Origin of the sequence: Methylomonas aurea (genome assembly GCF_024505045.1) — a bacterium.
GTDB classification, from domain to species: Bacteria; Pseudomonadota; Gammaproteobacteria; order Methylococcales; family Methylomonadaceae; genus Methylomonas; species Methylomonas aurea.
Genome location: NZ_JANIBM010000007.1, coordinates 61,235 through 80,452 on the forward strand (window position 1 = coordinate 61,235; position 19,218 = coordinate 80,452).

Genomic DNA, 19,218 nt, shown 5'->3' on the forward strand with positions numbered 1-19,218 from the left:
GCGCTCAACCCAGCCGGGTTGCTCCTTGGATACCGGCCGCCAAGCCGCCCGCGGCTGGGTTGGTGGCCAAGCCGTTGACGGCTTTGAATTGGTCGAACCATGGGCCGCCGGCGATGATGCCTTTGCTCAGCACCAGGCTGACCGAGGCGCCGCCGCTGACTTGCTCCAGTTCGGCGGCGCTCAATTCGCTGCCGGCCGCGGCGCGGGCCTGCAATGCGCGTTGCTTGCCTTGTTCGGCGAAAGCGGATAAGTCTTCGGCGGAAATCCGGGTAGTTTTATTTGACATGTTTGCTCTCCAGAATGTGGTTGGAAAATCCCTAGCGCACCAGAACGTTCTGGGCCAAGGTTTTAGCGTTGATCACGCTGGCGCCCGGATTGATCACCGGCCAGAATTTGCGCGGAAACTGGCTCAAGTCGCCTTCCGGGCCGATCAGGCCGCCGGATACCAGCGCCGACTCCTGTGCCGACAAGACCTTCAGGTCTGAGGTAAATGCTTGTTGTTTGGACATGTTCTTGCTCCATCGGAAAGAAAAATCCGGACCGGGTCCGGCGTCGTGAACATGCGGAATCGATACAGCCGTCGGGCCGTCTCGCTACCGCTCCCCGCCTGCGGCCGCTAGCCGTTGGCGGGTGTGGATACTTTAGGGACGCCGGCCGGCCGGAGGCTGTGACAAATTGCACTGCCCGGCTGTGGAGTTGTTAACCTGGAGAATCGGGAAGTTAGGATCGGTCGGGCGGGCTGCAGATTGCGACTGAAGGGTATTGTTCGTCCAGCCAATACCGCTCGATTCCGCGAAGAATAACCCCGATGGAGGCCAAGGCCTGTGGGACGATCGCTTTCGGTTGATAGCGCAAATTTCGCGGCCGCGAAGGTTGGATTTCGGGTCTGGCCCGGCCGCGGCGATTCGGTCGTTAGCGAATCCCAACGACCGTCAAAACGATACCGATCGGCATTGATCCTGCCTGGATATCAAAGACGCCCCGTTAAGAAAGTAATCTCTGAACATGAGGAGTCTTATGGAAAACAAGGATCAAACAGCCGTTACCACAGCAAAGCCTAAACGCAATAAACATACGCCCCAGTTTAAAGAGCAAGCCTTGGAGCGTGCCAAGCAAGATGGCGTCCCCAAGGCAGCCAAAGATTTAGGCATTGCCCAGGCGATGCTTTATAGCTGACAGGCCAAAAGCCGCCAAACCGGTCAGCCATTTGAAGAGCAAAAACTGCAACAAGCAGAAATCGCGCGGCTTAAACGGGAAAGTGCTCGCCTGGAAGCGGAAGTCGCTTTTTTAAAAAATCAAAGGAAAAAACGTCCACCCTCGCCAAGAGCGCAAGCGCAGGAAGCCATGGCCGATGCAATCAAGAGGGTATTTGACGATGAAAAGTCACGCGCCGGTTCGCCACGCATAGCCAAGCGTCTCAACGCAGCGATACTCGCGCGATATAAAAGGCGCCTTCGGCATTTTCCGCTACTCAGTTTCTTGCCTGCGGTTAAAGAACCAAGTCAATGTGAGTCGCCCACCCTCGTATTCATACCCTGGCGAACGCTCGCCGAGTTGTGGTTATAATCCGCTATGCCTTTGTCCGCCGCCTTTACCCGCCAATGCCTCGACTTGCTCGGCGCCGCCAACATCGTCACCGAGCCGGAGCGCTTGCGGGTTTACGAATGCGACGGCCTATCGGCCTACCGCACCCTGCCGGAGTTGGTGGCGTTGCCGGAAACCGCGGAACAAGTCCTGGCGTTGATGCGCTTATGCCGCGAGCAGCGGGTGCCGGTCGTACCGCGCGGCGCCGGCACCGGTCTCGCTGCCGGCGCGATGCCGGTGGCCGGCGGCATCGTGGTCGGTTTGAGCAAGATGAACCGCATCCTGGCGCTCGATCCGCTGAACCGCACCGCCACGGTCCAGCCCGGCGTCAGAAACCTGGCCATTTCCGAAGCCGCCAAAGCGCACGGCTTGTTTTACGCACCGGACCCGTCGTCGCAAATCGCCTGCAGCATCGGCGGCAACATCGCCGAAAATGCCGGCGGCGTGCACTGCCTGAAATACGGCTTGACCGTGCACAACGTGTTGCAGATCAAATTGGCGACGATAGACGGCGAGCTGCTGACGCTGGGCGGCCCCGGCCTCGATGCGCCCGGCTACGACCTGCTGGCGTTGGCGATCGGCTCGGAGGGTTTGCTGGGTATCGTGGTCGAAGCCACCGTCCGGCTGCTGCCGTTGCCGCCGGCGACGCGGGTGCTATTGTCGGCTTTTCCCAGCGTCGAGCAAGCTGGCGCGGCCGTGGCGGCCGTGATCAGCTCCGGCCTGCTGCCGGCCGGCCTGGAACTGATGGACAACCCGGCCATCCGCGCCACCGAAGCCTTCGTCCACGCCGGCTATCCGCTCGATGCCGCCGCATTGTTACTGTGCGAACTGGACGGTTTGCCGGAACAGGTGGCAGCCGACAGCGAACGCGCCATCGCGGTGCTGACGGCCGCCGGCGCCAGCGAAATCCGCAGCGCCGACGACGAAGCGCAACGCAAACGCTTCTGGGCCGGCCGCAAGGCCGCGTTTCCGGCGGTCGGTCGCATCGCCAGCGATTACTACTGCATGGACGGCACGATTCCGCGTAAACACCTGGCCGAGGTATTGCGCCGAATTTCCGAGATGTCGGCCGAATTCGGCCTGGCGGTAGTCAACGTATTCCACGCCGGCGACGGCAATTTGCATCCTTTGATTTTGTACGACAACGGCGTCGACGGCGAATTTGCCAAAGCCGAGGCCTTCGGCGGCAAAATACTGGAACTGTGCGTCGCGGTCGGCGGCACCATCACCGGCGAACACGGCGTCGGCAGCGAAAAAATTCCCTATATGTGCGTGCAGTTCGGCAGCGGCGAATTGCAGCAATTCCAGCGCTTGAAACGCGCCTTCGACCCTTACGCTCTGCTGAATCCGGGCAAGGCGGTGCCGACCTTGCACCGCTGCGCCGAATTGGGCCGGATGCACGTCCATCGCGGCGAACTGCCGCATCCGGATTTGGAGCGATTCTGATGGCCGCCGATAGGAGCGCCGAATTGCGCGAGCACATCGAACGGGCCGCGGCGACCAACACGCCGCTGCGCATCGTCGGCGGCAACAGCAAAGCCTTTTATACCGGACCGGGAGCAGGCGTCGAACTATTGGAAGTAGCCGAACACACCGGCATCGTCGGTTACGAACCCAGCGAACTGGTGGTGACGGTCCGCGCCGGCACCCGCCTCGCCGAGCTGGAAGCCGCGCTGGCCGGACACGGCCAGATGTTGGGCTTCGAGCCGCCTTATTTCGGCGCCGACGCCACCATCGGCGGCACTCTGGCCTGCGGCTTTTCCGGCCCGCGCCGGCCATTCGCCGGCAGCGCCCGCGATTTCGTGTTGGGTTGCAAGATCGTCAACGGCCTCGGCGAAGAGCTGAATTTCGGCGGCCAGGTCATCAAGAACGTGGCCGGTTTCGACGTGTCGCGGCTGATGGTCGGCGCGCTGGGCAGCCTGGGTCTGTTGTTGCAGTGCTCGTTGCGGGTACTGCCCAGGCCGGAAACCGAGACGACCGTGGCATTCGCGCCGTCCGAAGCGGCCGCCGCGATCGAGTTCATGAACCGTCTGGCCGGACGCCCCTGGCCGCTGTCGGCGCTGGCTTACGCCGGCGGCCGCGTCCGGGCCAGGCTGTCCGGCGCCTCAGCCGCGGTGAGCGCCGCCGCAACCAAGATCGGCGGCGATATCGACGCCGGCGGCGACGCGTTCTGGCAGGACTTGCGCGAACAACGTTTGCCGTTTTTCCAGCAGCCGGGCAATTTGTGGCGGATTGCGATGGCGCCGGCCGCGCCGCAACCCGAACTGGCCGGCGATTGGTTGCTGGATTGGGGCGGCGCCCAGCGTTGGCTGAAAACCCGCGAATCGGCTGAATCGGTGCATCGGGCCTGCGCCGCTGCCGGAGCCCAGGCACGGCTGTTTCGCGGCGAGGCCGCTCCGGACCGGCAGCGCATCGCGCCGGAATTGGCCGCGCTGCAACGCCGCGTGCGCCAGGCCTTCGATCCGCTCGGCCTGTTCGTCCCCCTCCCGGATTAAGCCCATGCAAACCCAAATCGATCCAAGCCTGGCCGGGCACCCCGGTATCGACGCAGCCCAAGCGGCGTTGCAGCGCTGCGTCCATTGCGGCTTTTGCAATGCCGCCTGCCCGACCTACCGTTTGCAAGGCGATGAACTGGACGGTCCGCGCGGCCGGATTTATCTGATCAAACAACTGCTGGAGGGCCAGAACGCCACCGCATCCAGCCAACATCATCTGGACCGTTGCCTGGGCTGCCGCGCCTGCGAATCGGTCTGCCCGTCCGGCGTCGAGTACGGCCGCTTGCTCGATGTGGGCCGGGAAATCGCCGCCGGCCGGATCGCGCGGCCGTGGCGGCAGCGCTGGCTGCGCCGGGCCTTGCTGGCGATACTGCCCTACCCGCGCCGACTGTCGCCGCTGGCCACACTGGCGCGGCTGGCGAAACCGTTGCTACCGGCCGCGTTACGGGCCAAGGTACCGGCCAAACCGGCGCCGGAAACCTGGCCGCCGCTAAGCCACCGGCGGCGGATGCTGATCCTGGAAGGTTGCGTGCAGCCGGCGCTGGCGCCGCGCATCAATGCCGCCGCGGCGCGGGTGCTGGACCGTCTCGGCATCAGCGTGATTCGAGGCCAAAGCGCGTGTTGCGGCGCGCTGGCTCACCATCTGGACGAGCGCGAAGCGGCACTGGAGGCGATCCGGCACCGGATAGACGCCTGGTGGCCGGCATTGCAAGCCGGGGCGGAAGCCATCGTCATCACCGCCAGCGGCTGCGGAACCATGGTCAAAGATTACGGCTATCTGCTGCGCGACGACCCGGACTATGCCGCAAAGGCGGCGCAAGTCACGGCCGCAGCCAAGGACATTGCCGAAATCATTCAGGCCGAGGATATCGCCAAATTGTCGGTGAGCCCGCGCAAAATCGCCTTTCAAGCGCCTTGCAGTCTGCAACACGGCCAGCCATTGTCCGGCGTCGTCGAAAGTCTGCTGACCGGCTTGGGTTTCGAGTTGGCGGAGGTCGCCGATGCCGGGCTTTGTTGCGGCTCGGCCGGCAGCTATTCGTTGCTGCAACCGGAACTTTCCGGCCGCCTGCGCCTGGCCAAACTTACCGCACTGCAAGCGGGGCAACCGGAATTGATCGCCAGCGCCAACATCGGCTGCCTGCTGCACCTGCGGGAAACGGCGGGAGTGCCGGTCGTGCACTGGATCGAATTACTGGACAGTGCGGACGGTTTAAACATTTAAGGCCCGGACGATGGCAAGGTTCGGCGCCGCAAGCAGCGCATAGCTTTCGGCCAACTGCACTAAGAATTCAGGAGCAAAATCCGCCGGGAAGGCCTAACTTAAACTGTCAAAAGGGAGAGTCCCATGAACAACAAGCTATCCGTCGTCGCCCTGTTTCTGATCGTGGCAACCGCCGCGGGTCGAACCGAGGCGGCAAATTTTTCCAGCGTCTACGCCTTCGGCGATTCGCTGTCCGACAGCGGCAAAAGCGCCTCGTCGGTCTGGAGCATTTACAATTTTTTAAACGGTTACCCGGGGCCGATCAATCCCAACGGCAATTGCGACGCCACTCATCCTTGCCCGCCCTATTTCGAAGGCCGTATTTCCAACGGACCGACTACAGTGGAGCGCATAGCAAATTCGATTCTGCCCGGCGGCAGCAATTCGAGCAATTTTTTCAATTATGCGGTAGCCGGCGCCACCAGCGGCATCGGTAACTTCGGCGACGGCGGCTCGCAGTCGGCCCCCGGCGGTTTCCTGCTACCGGGCATCGCCCAACAAATCGGTTTTTACCTGAACAACGCCGTCCCGACCGCCAATGCGCTGCACTTCGTTTGGGGCGGTGCCAACGACTATCTGACCGACGTTTATATCCCGCTGGCAACGCAACCCGGCCTCGACCCCAGCGCGGTCGCCAAAAACGCGGCACAAACCGCCGCAACCAACATCGCCAGTTACGTCGGTGCGTTGGCCGATTTCGGCGCAGAAACCATCTTGGTGCCCAACTTGCCCGATTTGGGCTTGACGCCGTTCGTCGCCAGCCAAGGTCAGGGCGTAATCGACCCGGCGCGCGAATATTCGTTGACCTTCAACCAAACCCTGGCCAGCCTTTTGGGTCTGGTCGACAACAAGTTCGCCGCCACCGACATCGTCGAATTCGACTCGTTCGGTTTATTCAACGCGATCGTCGCCAATCCGTCCGGCTTCGGCTTCGGCGACGCGGTCAGCGCCTGCGTCAGCTTACCCGACGCCTGCGCCGATCCGAATAACCACGTGTTCTGGGACGATTTCCATCCGACGGCGGCGATGCATACGCTGGTCGCCGACGCCATGGTCAGCCAGGTACCGTTGCCGGCCGCCGTCTGGCTGTTCGCCGCCGGCTTGTTCGCGCTGTGCCGCCGCCCCCGGTTTACCGCGCCGGCACAGTGCAATCCGCTCTGAGTAAACTACGCTTCGTTACGAGCGCCGCCGGCACCGCGACGGCGGCGACTATCGACCGGGCGGCGAAATATGCCGAAGGCATGATTTTTATCCCCTTATTCCGCCCCGAGCATCCTAACCTTTGCCGAGAACAAGCCCGCATCGGGCGCAGCAAGGAAGCCGGGCGTTTTCGGAGGGCTGGGACAGCCCTTCCGCAAACCCTCGCCAACGGTGTGAAGCGCAGGATCAAGGCGGTATGGAGCCGCCTTCTCTTTGCTTTCTTTTTGGCCGAGCAAAAAAAGCAACTCGGCTGTCGGTCCGAAAACGACCTTTAATGAACTTCGCTTAGCGTTTTGGGAGCCTCTAAAAATTATCCGTTCGTGCTTCGACAAACTCAGCACGAACGGATAATGCTCTGATTTATAAAGGCTGCCGTTCGCACTGAGTTAATCGAAGTGCAATTTTTAGAGGTTTCCTTTTATCGAAATCCGCATCGGTTCGACTGCCACCATCGATTACTCAGCCGGTCGAAAAGCGGTGTCGGAGCTTCTATAATACGGGTTTATCATGGAATACTGATTTCGAATACGCCTGGGCCATAACGCTCCCGCCTCGGCGCAGGATACGGTTTTCCACCGCCCCAGACCCGAGCATGACAGCACCAACGCCTCTGCAAAAAAACAACGTCAATATCGCCGGCAAGCGGGACGCCGGCCAAGCCATGGTATTCGTGCACGGCTTCGGTACCGATCAAGGCGCCTGGCATAAAATCGTTCCGGCATTCAGCCAAACTTATCGCATCGTGCTGCTGGACCAGATCGGTTCCGGCGGCTCGCAAAGTTCGGCGTATTCGATTTGCAACTATCTGAATCTAAAACCCTATGCCGACGATTTGACCGATGTGTTAGCGCATCTCGACATCACAAATGCCGTTTTGGTCGGCCATTCGGTGGGGGCTATCGTGGCTGTCCTCGCCGCACTGCAGACGCCGCAACGCATTTCGAAATTGGTATTGCTCGGCGCGAACCCGCGCTATTTGAACGAAGACGGTTACACCGGCGGCTTCGCCAGACAGGATATCGACGATATCTACCGCGAAGCGACGCAAAGCTACCCCGACTGGCTGGCAAGTTTCGCGTCCGCCGCGATGGCGAATCCGGACCGTCCCGAACTCGCCCGCTATTTCGCCAAGTGCTTGAACAGCTACCCGCCGGAATGGCTGTTGACCGTACTGTGTTCGGTGCTACAGACCGATTACCGGCAGGAAATCGGCCAACTCGAAATCCCGGCCCAAATCATCCAATCCCGAAACGACCCATTCGTGCCGCTGGCCACGGCCGAATACATGCAAAGCCGAATCAAGCACAGCGTGTTGCAGGTCATCGACGCCGACGGCCACTTTCCCCACCTCGGCGCGGCGGAACAGGTCATCGCGGCGATGCGCGGTTTTCTTGGCTAGTCCGGCACCGCTGACCACTGCTGCCTGGCGCTACCGGTCGAGCCGGCGGCCGCATACAAACCGTCACTGCGGACGGCCCTGATTCAACTCGGCGATGGCCCGCTGCAAGGCCTCGATCAACTCGTCGGCCTGGCGCAACGCATGCTCGTCGCCAAGCCGGGCCGAGCGCAGCACCCGGAGAGAAATCGCTTCCAGCTCCGGGGCGCAAATATTGCCGGCCATGCCTTTGAGATTATGCGCGACCTGCTCCAACGCCGTCAGATCGCCGCTGGCCGCCGCCTGCCGCAATCGTTCGGCGTCGCCGGCGTGGCAGTCGACCGCCATTCGCACCAGGCGGTCGACGAATTGTGCTTGGTTGGGAAACTTCCTGGCCAGCGCGGGCCAATCGACAGCCGGTACCCGGATCGGCTCGTCAAGGTCGGCCGCCAATGGCGGCTGCACTTGCTTGCCGGCGGTTTCTCCGGTGTGTTCGAGTATGGCTGCCACCAGCATTTCGATATCGAGCGGCTTGGTTAGCGTCGCCGCCATGCCCGCCGCCAGGCAACGCATATGTTCTTCCTTCAGGGCATGGGCGGTCTGGCCGACGACCGGCAGCGACGGCGCCAGAAGTTTAATCTGGCGAGTGGCCTCGTAGCCGTCCAGCTCCGGCATCTGCACGTCCATCAGCACCAGATCGAAACCCTGCGGCGCTTGTTGCACCGCCTCCACAGCCAAGCGGCCGTTGCCGACCATGCGCACCTCGGCGCCTTCCTGGCGCAAAAAATCCTCCAATACCATTTGGTTGATCGCGTTATCCTCCGCCGCCAGAATTCGCAGGCCGCTGAGGCGTTTATCGCCGACCGTCCGCGGCAAGGCGGCCGGACTGGCGCTTTGATCGATTTCCCGCAGCGGCAGGCGCAAGGTAAAAGTGCTGCCGCGACCCAACCCACTGTTCACGCCGAGCGTGCCGCCCATTAACGCTGCCAGACGCCGGCTGATTGCCAGGCCCAAGCCGGTACCGCCGAATTTGCGGGTCGTGGCGCTGTCGGCCTGTTCGAAGGCTTCGAACAGCCGCGCCTGGTCAGCTTCGGCGATCCCGATCCCGGTATCGCGGACGCTGAACACCAGGTCGCCTTGTTCGCGGCCGGCGGACAGGCAAATTTCGCCCGCTTGGGTAAATTTGACGGCGTTGGACACCAGGTTGATCAGGATCTGGGACACCCGGAGCGGATCGCCGAGGCAGGCTTTGGGCAGCGCATTCTTAAGAGCGTATAGTTGCAGGCCCTTGGCGGCGCTGGCCGCGGCAAAGCTTTGCAACAGCTCGTCGACCAAGAAAGCGGGATCGAACGGCACGCTTTCGATTTCGAGTTTGCCGGCTTCGATTTTGGATAGATCCAAAATGTCGTTGATGATGGTCAACAGCAACTTGCCGGAGTCGAGGATGCGGGAAAATATCTGCTGGGTTTCGCTCCGGCCCACACTGTCGCGGTAACCGATCTGCGCCAATCCGAGTACGCCGTTCAGCGGCGTGCGAATTTCGTGCGACATATTGGCCAGAAACTCGCTTTTCATCCGCGCCAACTGTTCCGCCGAGCGGCGGGCTTCTTCCCTGGCCTGGTCCGCCAGGTAACGTTCGGTGTTGTCGTAAAAGCTCATCACCGCTCCGGACACGCGCTCTGCATCCCGGATCGGGTGAGTCGCCACGGACACCGGAATCGGACGTCCATCGGCATGCCAGAATACTTCGCCGTCCAGGCGCAACACTTTGCCGCCGACCACGGCGTTGAATAACGGGCAGTCGGCCGCGGCGCAAGGCGAGCGGTCGGCCCGGCGATAATGAATCGTGTCGTGCACGTTACGGCCGAGAAAATCCTCGGTCCGGTAACCCAGCAAGCGCGCCGCGGCCGGGTTCGCCATCCGCACTGTGCCTTGGGCATCGAGTTCGAAGATGCCCTCGGCGCTGGACTCGACTACTTGCCGGTAGCGCTGTTCCGCCTGGCGGACTTCCTCGGTGCGGGCCTCGACCAAGCGTTCCAGATGGAAGCGGTGTTTTTCCAGCTCGGCTTCGGCGCGCTTCAGATGGGTCACGTCCGAGACGATGGCGTAAAACCCGCACACCCGGCCGTCCCGAACATCGGGCAGATATTGCACCAGGGCGTGGCGGGCCGGGCGGCCGTTGCGGGCCGGATACTGCTTGTCGAACACTTGCCTCTCGCCGCGCAGTACGGCCTCGATGTGCGGCAAATTCTCCTGGTATAGTTCGTCGGCCAGAACTTCTCGGACATGTTTGCCGGCCATCGTCGCGGTATCGATGCCGAACCATTCGGCGTAGGCGGCATTGCCGAATACGTTGACCAGATCCTTGTCCCAATATCCGATCAGGGCCGGGACGTTGTCGAGAATCGTGCGGTAAAAAATTTCCCGCGCCGCCAATTCCGCTTCCTTGGCCTTGATCTCGCGCAAATCGAAAAGCGTGGTCATCAAGCCGATAAACTGGCCGTGCCTGTCGCGAATGCTGGAGACCGTCAAAAACACCGGTACGATAGTGCCATCCTTGGTAATTCGCACGACTTCCCGCGCACAGCCGCCCAGTTCCACCGCCTGGCGCAAGATATCGCGTTGTTCGGCTTTGATTTCCGGGTCGTCCGGTGCCAGAAAACTCGGGTGGCGACCGTAAACTTCGTGCTCGGCGTAACCGAACAATTGCAGGAAGGCCGGGTTGACGAATTCTATGGTGCCGTCGGCGGCCGTTATCGCATTCGGCGCGGCCGATTGGCGTAACGCTTCCGATAGACGGTAACGCTCGCTTTCGGCGGCTCTGCGTGCGGTGATGTCCTCGGTGAAGATGACGATACCGCCGACCGAACCGTCTCGCGCCGGCCAGGGCCGCACCTCCCATTTCAACCATTGCATACTGCCGTCGCCGCGCCGAAAACAGTCTTCGTCGTTGCGGACCACTTCGCCGGCCAAGCCGCGGCGGTGAACGGCTTTTAATTCCTCGCCGATCTCCGGAAACACTGCATAATGCGATTCGCCGTAGAGCGCCCGGGAACCAAGGCCGTAATCGTCGCGCCAGCGCTTGCTGGCCGCCAGGTAACGCATGTCGCGGTCGAACATTGCCAACGCTACCGGCGCATGTCCGATCAGTATTTGCAGACGCTCTTCGCTGTCCGCCAGCGCATCTTCCGCTCGTTTGCGCTGAGTAATATCCAACGCCGATAGCAGCATTTCGTCACCCAGCCGGACCCGACCGAGCAGTACGGTTTTGATGCCGCCGTCCTTGCACCGCACCGCCAGCTCCAATTGAGTTAAGGCGGTGTCGGTCGACTCTTCCGAACTGCGCTGCCAGATTTGGGCTAGCCGTTGGCGCTGAGCGGGATCGAGAATCACTTTGTCCCGCCAATCCTGCACGGTCGGCAATTCGTCGAGCCGATAACCGAACAGCTTGACGAATTCCCGGTTCATCGAGATTAAGGCGCCTTCGCGGTTACTGGTGGAGAAGGCTACCGGGGATTGCTCGTACATCCGGCGAAACCGGGCTTCGCTGGCGGCTAGCGCCGCGCGCTGTTGCTCGATGGTATCCATCAAGCGCTTGCGTTCGGTCACATTGCGGGCAACCGCGAACATACCGACCGGTAGGCCGTTGCGATCGAGGATCGGCCCTTTGATGGTCTGGAATTCCAACACCAGCCCGTCCCGATTCTCCAAATGCTCGTCGAGCATAATGGTTTTCCCGGCCAACATCGCAGCACGGTCGTTCGCCATAAAGACTTGGCCGATCTCCGGGGGGAACAGCGCCAAATCGTCGTTGCCGATGATCTCCTCCAGCGCTTTACCGACGAATTCGCAGGTGGCGGCATTGGCAAGAAGGTAGCGGCCTTGGGCATCCTTGACGAACACCGCGTCAGAAGTGCCGTCGACGATGGCTTGCAGCATGTAACGGGTCGATTGCGCCTCCTGCAACGACCGCTGCAAACGGCCGCTGAGCCATGACACGACAGTACCGGATATCAGGAATATAACCAATTGCAAACCGTCGACGGTGGATGCGACCGTTAGACTGTTCAGCGGTACCATGGCCCAGTAGTTGATGGCGGCAGCCGACAACAGCGTCGCGCTGAGGCCGGGCCCGGTGCCGCCAAGCAAGGCGCTGATCACCACCGGTAACATAAATAATACCAACAGCGGTCTCTCGCCGAACGCTACGGGCAACGCCAATCTGACCCATAACGTCGCCAGCGTCACGCCGGCTGCAAATAGATACATCGGCCAGCGCCGCGGTTTATCGTAAAACCGCCCGGCTGCGGCTGCCAGGCCGGCCTGGGTTTGGTCGGGAAACGCCGCCGGCGGCACCGCATTCAAAGCGAAATACAGAAAACCGGTGGTAGCGACGATGAACAACACCCCTTTCGCGGTGGACAACCACACCAGCGACTCGATGTCCGGGATGTACCCCAGCAAGAGGTCGGACAGAAAGATCCAGGCCAGGCCGAACACAAGGTAGGCGGCCGTCGCCAAAAAAATGAAGTGGTTTCTCGCCACATCTAACGATCGAAGTGGTTCCAATGGATGATCAGCCGAGTCCGGGCGCGCCTGGGCCTTAACTTACCGGTAAGTTTGGCACAGTTCGCAATTCCGGCCGCCGCCGCCAGGATACCGCGGCCAATGTTTCGCGCTAGCAGCAACCCGGCAGCCGAATCGGTACTGAGCCCGCCGGTGTATAATGCCGGCTCACTCCGTGATTAACTCATATTCCCGCATGCCGCCGCTGAAAATTCTGTTCTGCTTGTTATTCGTGTTTCTCGCCCACGGCACGCTCGCCTGGTACCAAAACCAACCGCAATCCGCTGGCCCGGACGTGCCGTCTGGCAAATTGCGCAGCCTGTCGTTTGCGCCGTACCACGCCGGCTTCAGCCCAATCGCCCATAAATTTCCGTTGCCGGAACACATCGAGCGCGACGCCCGGCTGATTGCCGACAAAACTTATACGATCCGCACCTATTCGGTACGCGGCGGTATGCAGCCGACGCCGGATTACGCCCGCCAATACGGCCTGGACATGATGATGGGCGCCTGGCTGGGCGACGGCCACCCGGAAAACCAAACGGAAATTCAAACTTTGATCGAGGCCGCCAACCGACATCCGGACGTCGTGAAGCGAGTGATCGTCGGCAACGAAGTGTTACTGCGCAAAGACATGGACATCGACACACTGATCGATTACATCCGCCAGGTAAAACAGGCGGTCAAACAGCCGGTGACCTATGCCGACGTCTGGTCCAGCTATATGCAATATCCGCAATTGTTCCGGGAAGTGGATTTCATTACCATCCATATCCTGCCGTATTGGGAAGACGAACCGGTCGCGATCGAACACGCAGCGGACCATGTCGAAAAAATCGTACGCCAGATCGAAGATAAAGCCCGCAGCGTCGGCGTCGACAAACCGATTCTGATCGGCGAATCCGGCTGGCCTTCGGTGGGTAGACAGCGCGGTGCGGCGGTGCCCAGCGTGGTCAATTCGGCGCGTTACATTCGCGATTTGATCCAGGTCGCCAACCGCCACGGCTTCGATTACAACATCGTCGAGGCCTTCAACCAGCCCTGGAAAAGCCACAACGAAGGCGTAGTCGGCGCCAATTGGGGCTTGCTCGATATCGACCGCGAACCGGTGTTCCCGTTGACCGGACCGGTCCTGGAAAATCCGGACTGGCTGCAACAATTCGGCTGGGCGGTCGCATTGAGTCTGATAGCAACCGGCGTCGGCTTCCGGGAATTGCGGCGTTTACCGTTGCCCAAATTGGCGGCTTATCTGGCCTTGAGCCAGGTATTTAGCGTCTGCCTGGTGAACCTGGCCGACCTGTCCTGGGAAACCAGCTACAGCGCGTGGCAACAAGCTTATACGCTGACCATGGTCGCCGCCAACGCAATGCTGGCCGGCCTGTTGCTGATTCAGGTAGCCGCGGCGGCCGGCAACCGAATCGTTGCCGAACCCTACCGCAAAGCGTTGCAGACCGCTTACCTGCTGTTCATGACGTTGGCCGTGGTAAAAACCTATTTGCTGGCGTTCGACGGCCGCTATTTGAGCTTTCCGGTAGAACAATTCGCGATTCCGGCCCTGGGCATTTTCGCATTGGCTTGTTGCCGGCGTCTGGGCGAATTGGTACCGGCCGCCGACGCGGTAGCCGGCAAACACAGCAACCGTCTGGCGTTTTTGCTGGGTTTCGGCATCTTCGGCGTGGTCGCCGGCGAAACCTATTCCTTCATGTCGGCCTACGACTTCATCCAGGCCCATCCCAGCTTCGGCGAAGGCCTGCCGGTCGCGCTCGGCTACGTGTTACAGAACCGGCAATTGCTGAGCTGGCTGCTGTGTATCCTGATTCTGGCGTTACCGTTTTGGCCGAAACCGCGCGCCCGGCGCCAACCGCAAATCGATATCCGAATTAACGGAGAGCAGCGATGAAAGCATCCTCCATCACCCGGCTCAAATGCGCCGCGGTATTCGTGGTGTTCATTATTTTCAGCGTCGGACCGGTTCCGATCACCAGTGCGTTGGGCTTGTACGTGGTGATTTTTCGGCCGCGCTGGTTCAAGGATTTGGTCGCCCGGGTTTACGCCGACGACTAGTAGCGGCTTGCACTGGCCGCATCCGGCGCGGATCGGCGGTTTACCCGGCCGGATTTATCCTTTATCGTTATTGGCCGGGCGCTAACCGCCCGAATCCAGCCACCCTCAACCCAGGAAAATTACTATGGAACGTCGCGATTTTATTAAATTCGGCGCGGCCGGCGCGGTCGCCGGTTTGGCCCTCCCCCACGCCGGTGCGGCAGCGGCCGGCTCCGTGCCGACGCCGCTCGGCGACCTGTTTTACACCAAGGATGCGCAAGGCCGCTGGGCCGGCAAAGCCGCCACCCATTTGCCGGTGGTCGAGGTCAGCAAAGACGGCGGCAAAACCACGGTAAAAGTCACGACTCCGCACGAAATGAAGGGATACGAGCATTACATCGTCAAACACGTGTTGTTGGACAAGGATTACAAATTCCTGGCAGAACATTTGTTCGACCCGGCCAAGGAAGCCGTGCCGGTGTCGACGTTCACGTTGGAGGGCTACAGCGGCAACTTGTACGCGCTGAGTTTATGCAACAAGCACGACTTGTGGGTCAGCACAGTGGAAGTCGCTTAACTTTCGTCGTTAGCGGCTCTCCGCCAACTCCGCCAAACCGCGCGGCCTCGCCGGCCGCGCTCCTCCAAGGGCGTTAAGTCGAACAGTCGTTCCCGGAATGGAATCCGGCTCCAAGGGACGTGGAAAGCCTGCACCAGCCTTGGCCGGGGCAGCGCGATGTTGTTAGCTTAACGGTAGTCCGCGCCCTTCTCGGCCGAACAAACTCGCTGCCTGCAGAGCGGGCATCACAAAAACATGACTGGGTTGCCAAGAACTACCCCGGGACACGGCGTGTTTTGAGCACAAAGCGGCATCTCGTGAACGATCGAAAAGCTTTAATGCCTGGAAGGGATTAGCCATTGCCAACTTCCGACCGGTCGCTTGCGATAAGCTCGCCGACCTCGCAACTGCCAAATTGGGGGCAGTGTCCGCATTTCCGTGCAGCATCGGATAACAGGTCGGTCTGCTTGGCTTCGGCGATATTTTCTATTAATTCTACGGCGAATTTAGTATCCGATAAGTTCTGGCCGAAACGCGGATAGCCAAGTCCGTACAGCAAAGCACCAGCATATTGGGCCTTGCGGCCGCCGCCCTCCAACATCGTTACTTCTTGCAAGTATCGCGTGAGGGCGCAATTTCCATCGAAGCCTATTTTGCTCATCATCAACATCGTGTGGCATCTAAATATAGGCTCAGCATAAGAGATAGAATTAAAAAAGTAACCAACACTTTATGGTAATTATTTAAATAATACAGACTAATTCCATAGCGAGCGTAGGAGCTGTAGGTCTTATTTGCCGGCAAGCAAGCCGTGGTCGATCGCGAAGCGTGTTATTTCCGCAGTGCTGTGAAGATCCAACTTTGCCATCAGGTTGCGGCGATGGCAGATAACCGTCGGCGTCGCCAGGTGCAGCCGTTCGCCAATCTCGGCCGAGGTCATCCCGATCGCAATCATCCCGATAATTTGTCGCTGCCGCTTGGTCAGGCTTTCTACGGCTTTATTTGCTTCCGCTTTCACCGGCGAACGGGACGAACTCTCGCGTATCAGCGACTCGATCCGCTTCAGCAAGTCAATCCCCTCATCATTCAGGCGCTTGCGCTGGCTGATATCCAGTATCGTGCCCACCATGCGTAGCGGATTGTTGTCTTGGTCCCGCCGAGTCACCTTGCCTTTGGATTCGACCGTCACCCAATGGCCATGCTTATGCCGCAACCGGTGTTCGCTTTCGAAGTTGGCGGTTTCGCCCGACAAATGCGATGCAATCTCCTGTTTGACGCGCTGCAGATCTTGGGGATTGATCAAGGCCGTCCAAACATCTTCGTTGTGGCCCAGTTCCTCAATCGTATAGCCGATTAATTCCACCACGCGATTGCCTGCCGTCATTTTATGTTCGGGTATGTTCCAGTCCCACAAAACCAGCTCCGATGCCGCCAGCGCCAGCTCCAGCTGCTCCTCGCTTTGCGCCAAGGCCAATTCGGCCTGCTTTTGCTCCGTCACGTCCTGCCCCATCCCCATCCACTCGACGATACCGCCTTGTTGATCGCGTATCGGTACCGCGCGCATGCTCATCCAACGCCAAGCGCCATCGTCGCGGCGAATGCGAAACTGGCTCAGGAACGGTTCGCCGCTCTCCACCGCCGATTGCCAATGTACGGCAACGGCAGCCGCATCGTCGGGATGCACGACCTTGGTCCAGCCCGCGCCGCGCATTTCTGCCGCTGTCTGGCCGGTAAATGCCATCCAGGCCGGTTGCGGGACGATATTGAGACCATCGGCCGGGCAAAACCAGGTCACGACACTGGTAGTATCGACCAGTGTGCGGTAGCGTTCCTCGCTGGCCTGCAACTTGGCCAAAGCCTCGCGCTGCGGCGTGATGTCGCGGCCGACCGCCTGAATTTCCTTGAGCGTCCCGTCCTCAGCGTAAAACCCGCGATTGACGAATTGCATCCAGCGCAGCGCGCCGCCGGCGGCAAACACTCGATTCTCGATAACGACGACGTGATTATCCGGCGACATCTCGCCCAGCTTGGCCTCGATCATGGCCAAATCATCGGGATGGGCGGCGGGATGCCAGCGGCGGCCGAGCAACTGTTCCGGTGTCTTGCCGAAAAATCGGCAATAAACCTCGTTGACGAATATGAAGGTGCCGTCCGGCAAAAACCGGCTGATGACTTCGGTCTGGTCTTCGACCACCGAGCGATAGCGCGACTCGCGCTGTTCCAGGCTGCGGGCATCCAGGTAGCTTGCGGTTCTATCGACGATTGCGCCCACCACCAGCTCCGGGTCGCCCGCCAGACTGGAAACGTTGAATTCGTACCAACCCACCGTACCGTCCTTGCGTTTCTGCGGGATGGTTCCGGTGTAGGTTTTGCCGTCGGCGATAGCCGAAGCCGCCTCCCGGCCGAAAGCTTCGTAGCTTTCCTGATCCAGAAACAGGTTACGGGTGGATTGCCCGATCAATTCTTTCGGCTGGTACCCGAAAATACGGTGCATCGCGCTATTGGCCCAGACCAGGTGCCGATCCCTGACGATAGCGATGGCAATAAAGTCGCTATTCAGGATTGCGGCGGATTGGCCAATTGAGTTTTCGATCATCGAACAGCCTCGGCTGGAGAGCAATCGGATTATTCTGCCAGAAGGACGCGGTTTAAGCCTCCGCCAATTGCTTCCACATCCACCAGGATTGGAGCCATATCGGTTTTCAACGTTGGCGGGAAGCCACCATAATCCTCAGCCGCCATCCGCTGCGGCACAACTATTCCGCCTATGTGTCGCACGATTGCGACAAAGACAACTACATGTCGCGCAACGTTACGCTGAGCTGCATCGACATCCCCCGCTTCGGCCTGCTGCACCTGGCCAACGTGCATTTGAGCTGGGCCCACCACGGCTTCCATCACGAATACGAACGGCTGAACCGGCTGATCGGTTCGCGTTACCCTTTCGGCGTCCGCGCCGATTTAATGGTTGGCGATTTCAACGCGCCGGCCGGCGAACAGGCTTACCACCATATTGTCGGCAACGGCGAATACGTCGATCAATACCACGAACTGCACCCACAGCGGTTGTACGAACCGACCTTTCGCGGCCAGATCGACGGCTGGCGCCACAGCCCGCCGCGGCGCATCGATTTCAGCTTCAAACGTAACCACCAGCCGTTGCGGGTCCGCGAAATAACACCGATATTCAACGACGCGTTTTATCCCGCCGTATCCGACCACTTCGGCTACCTGGCCCGCTTCGAATTGTTTTGAGCCGAGGGCGCTGGGCTCGCGTCAAATAACCGTAACCGGACCTTAACCGTTCTGTCACGGCCGCCCCCTAAAATCCAGGCTTTATTCCCGGCTCCGGACACGTGCCATGACAATCCGCATTCTGATTTTGTTGGCGATAGGCTGGCTGGGTGGCTGTGCGACCGGCGCCGACCGGCACGCGGCATGGCCGGCCAGCTTGCCGGCGCAAGCCGGATTTACCGCGTCTTATCTGCAAGACCGCCGCAATGCCGAGCTGCAAAGCTTGGACCAGTACCTGGCCTGGGTCGAACGTTTTTATCAGGGCTGGGACCTGTATCCGACCGGCTGGAACCAAATCAGCCGGAATTTGGCCGGCAAAATTACAGACCGCGGCGTTAAACGCGAAATAGAAGCCAAACTGCGCCGCTTGGGCATCGCCATCGCCGCGGAATGGGCCAAAGACAATAGCGTGCGCCGCATCACGACCCGGCACGTCGGGATATGGGGCAACGCGTTGCAGAAATCGGCCGAACGCGCCGAAATCCCGAACATCGTCGACCGCGTGCTGGACGACGTCGACAACCTGCTCAACAACCGCATCGCCGCCGACGTCATCACCGAAAACCGCTTCTACGTCGAAGAAGACGTGTTGAACGAAATTAACTGAGTTTTTGGGTGGATGGTCTGTCGGTATAGGTCGGAACCGTGCGCGTCATTGATCCAAGCAATATGGCATGGCGCATTGGAAGCGGCTATTTCGATCGAGCGTTCACTGCTAGCCAGCAAAGCGTTGAATTGCCGCTCCAATCCTCGCACCGCGCTCGTTCATAGCCGCGTTTGAATTGTCTGAGCTCTACACTAATCGCGGCTCATAATTGCACTTCTTGTCCATTACGACTTTCTA

The 19,218-nt window shown here is 60.3% G+C and carries 17 protein-coding genes; 12 read left to right on the top strand and 5 right to left on the bottom strand.

The annotated features are described in order from the left end of the window. Window positions 1-4 precede the first annotated feature (4 nt). The gene (locus NP603_RS08215; RefSeq protein ID WP_256610377.1) at window positions 5-286 is read right to left on the bottom strand and encodes a hypothetical protein; all 282 of its coding nucleotides are present in this window, start codon (window positions 284-286) and stop codon (window positions 5-7) included. Between the two features lie 31 nt (window positions 287-317). After that, window positions 318-509, bottom strand: coding sequence for a hypothetical protein (locus tag NP603_RS08220; protein WP_256610378.1), 192 nt, complete (start codon window positions 507-509; stop codon window positions 318-320). 508 nt (window positions 510-1,017) lie between these two features. Between NP603_RS08220 and NP603_RS08225 the strand changes: the two genes are divergently transcribed. From NP603_RS08225 to NP603_RS08255, 7 genes are all read left to right on the top strand, one after another. Further along, window positions 1,018-1,176 carry a hypothetical protein gene (locus NP603_RS08225; RefSeq protein ID WP_256610379.1) on the top strand — a complete coding sequence of 53 codons (159 nt, stop codon included), beginning with the start codon at window positions 1,018-1,020 and terminating at the stop codon, window positions 1,174-1,176. A 396-nt stretch (window positions 1,177-1,572) separates the two neighbouring features. Next, window positions 1,573-3,030 carry an FAD-linked oxidase C-terminal domain-containing protein gene (locus tag NP603_RS08230; RefSeq protein WP_256610380.1) on the top strand — a complete coding sequence of 486 codons (1,458 nt, stop codon included), beginning with the start codon at window positions 1,573-1,575 and terminating at the stop codon, window positions 3,028-3,030. Next, the gene (gene glcE / locus NP603_RS08235) at window positions 3,030-4,079 is read left to right on the top strand and encodes a glycolate oxidase subunit GlcE (RefSeq protein ID WP_256610381.1); all 1,050 of its coding nucleotides are present in this window, start codon (window positions 3,030-3,032) and stop codon (window positions 4,077-4,079) included. Before NP603_RS08230 ends, glcE begins: the two co-directional genes overlap by 1 nt. Window positions 4,080-4,083: 4 nt before the next feature. Further along, complete coding sequence (gene glcF / locus NP603_RS08240; RefSeq protein WP_256610382.1) at window positions 4,084-5,301, top strand: glycolate oxidase subunit GlcF; 1,218 nt, start codon at window positions 4,084-4,086, stop codon at window positions 5,299-5,301. Window positions 5,302-5,424: 123 nt separating this feature from the next. Then, window positions 5,425-6,501, top strand: a complete 1,077-nt coding sequence (locus tag NP603_RS08245; RefSeq protein ID WP_256610383.1) for an SGNH/GDSL hydrolase family protein — start codon at window positions 5,425-5,427, stop codon at window positions 6,499-6,501. Continuing rightward, window positions 6,486-6,815: a hypothetical protein gene (locus NP603_RS08250; protein ID WP_256610384.1), complete on the top strand. Its 330-nt coding sequence runs from the start codon at window positions 6,486-6,488 to the stop codon at window positions 6,813-6,815. The genes NP603_RS08245 and NP603_RS08250 overlap by 16 nt, the downstream gene beginning before the upstream one ends. Before the next feature lie 317 nt (window positions 6,816-7,132). Continuing rightward, on the top strand, window positions 7,133-7,939 hold the full coding sequence (locus NP603_RS08255) for an alpha/beta fold hydrolase (RefSeq protein ID WP_256610385.1): 807 nt from the start codon (window positions 7,133-7,135) through the stop codon (window positions 7,937-7,939). 63 nt (window positions 7,940-8,002) lie between these two features. Here the strand turns inward: NP603_RS08255 and NP603_RS08260 are convergent, their stop codons facing one another. Further along, complete coding sequence (locus NP603_RS08260) at window positions 8,003-12,460, bottom strand: PAS domain S-box protein (protein WP_256610386.1); 4,458 nt, start codon at window positions 12,458-12,460, stop codon at window positions 8,003-8,005. 196 nt (window positions 12,461-12,656) lie between these two features. Between NP603_RS08260 and NP603_RS08265 the strand changes: the two genes are divergently transcribed. From NP603_RS08265 to NP603_RS08275, 3 genes are all read left to right on the top strand, one after another. Next, entirely contained in the window at window positions 12,657-14,381 is a 1,725-nt protein-coding gene (locus NP603_RS08265) for a glycoside hydrolase family 17 protein (RefSeq protein WP_256610387.1), read from the top strand. Continuing rightward, a complete protein-coding gene (locus NP603_RS08270) occupies window positions 14,378-14,545 on the top strand; it encodes a hypothetical protein (RefSeq protein ID WP_256610388.1) in 168 nt (55 codons plus the stop codon). Before NP603_RS08265 ends, NP603_RS08270 begins: the two co-directional genes overlap by 4 nt. A gap of 124 nt (window positions 14,546-14,669) precedes the next feature. After that, entirely contained in the window at window positions 14,670-15,101 is a 432-nt protein-coding gene (locus NP603_RS08275) for a desulfoferrodoxin family protein (protein WP_256610389.1), read from the top strand. A gap of 331 nt (window positions 15,102-15,432) precedes the next feature. Here NP603_RS08275 and NP603_RS08280 read toward each other — a convergent pair whose 3' ends face one another. Beyond that, window positions 15,433-15,750, bottom strand: a complete 318-nt coding sequence (locus tag NP603_RS08280) for a hypothetical protein (protein ID WP_256610390.1) — start codon at window positions 15,748-15,750, stop codon at window positions 15,433-15,435. 120 nt (window positions 15,751-15,870) lie between these two features. Then, entirely contained in the window at window positions 15,871-17,676 is a 1,806-nt protein-coding gene (locus NP603_RS08285) for a PAS domain S-box protein (protein ID WP_256610391.1), read from the bottom strand. Between the two features lie 203 nt (window positions 17,677-17,879). Between NP603_RS08285 and NP603_RS08290 the strand changes: the two genes are divergently transcribed. Both NP603_RS08290 and NP603_RS08295 read left to right on the top strand, forming a co-directional pair. Continuing rightward, window positions 17,880-18,335, top strand: a complete 456-nt coding sequence (locus NP603_RS08290) for an exonuclease/endonuclease/phosphatase family protein (RefSeq protein ID WP_256610392.1) — start codon at window positions 17,880-17,882, stop codon at window positions 18,333-18,335. A 106-nt stretch (window positions 18,336-18,441) separates the two neighbouring features. Then, window positions 18,442-18,981: a hypothetical protein gene (locus NP603_RS08295; RefSeq protein WP_256610393.1), complete on the top strand. Its 540-nt coding sequence runs from the start codon at window positions 18,442-18,444 to the stop codon at window positions 18,979-18,981. The last annotated feature ends 237 nt before the right edge of the window (window positions 18,982-19,218 follow it).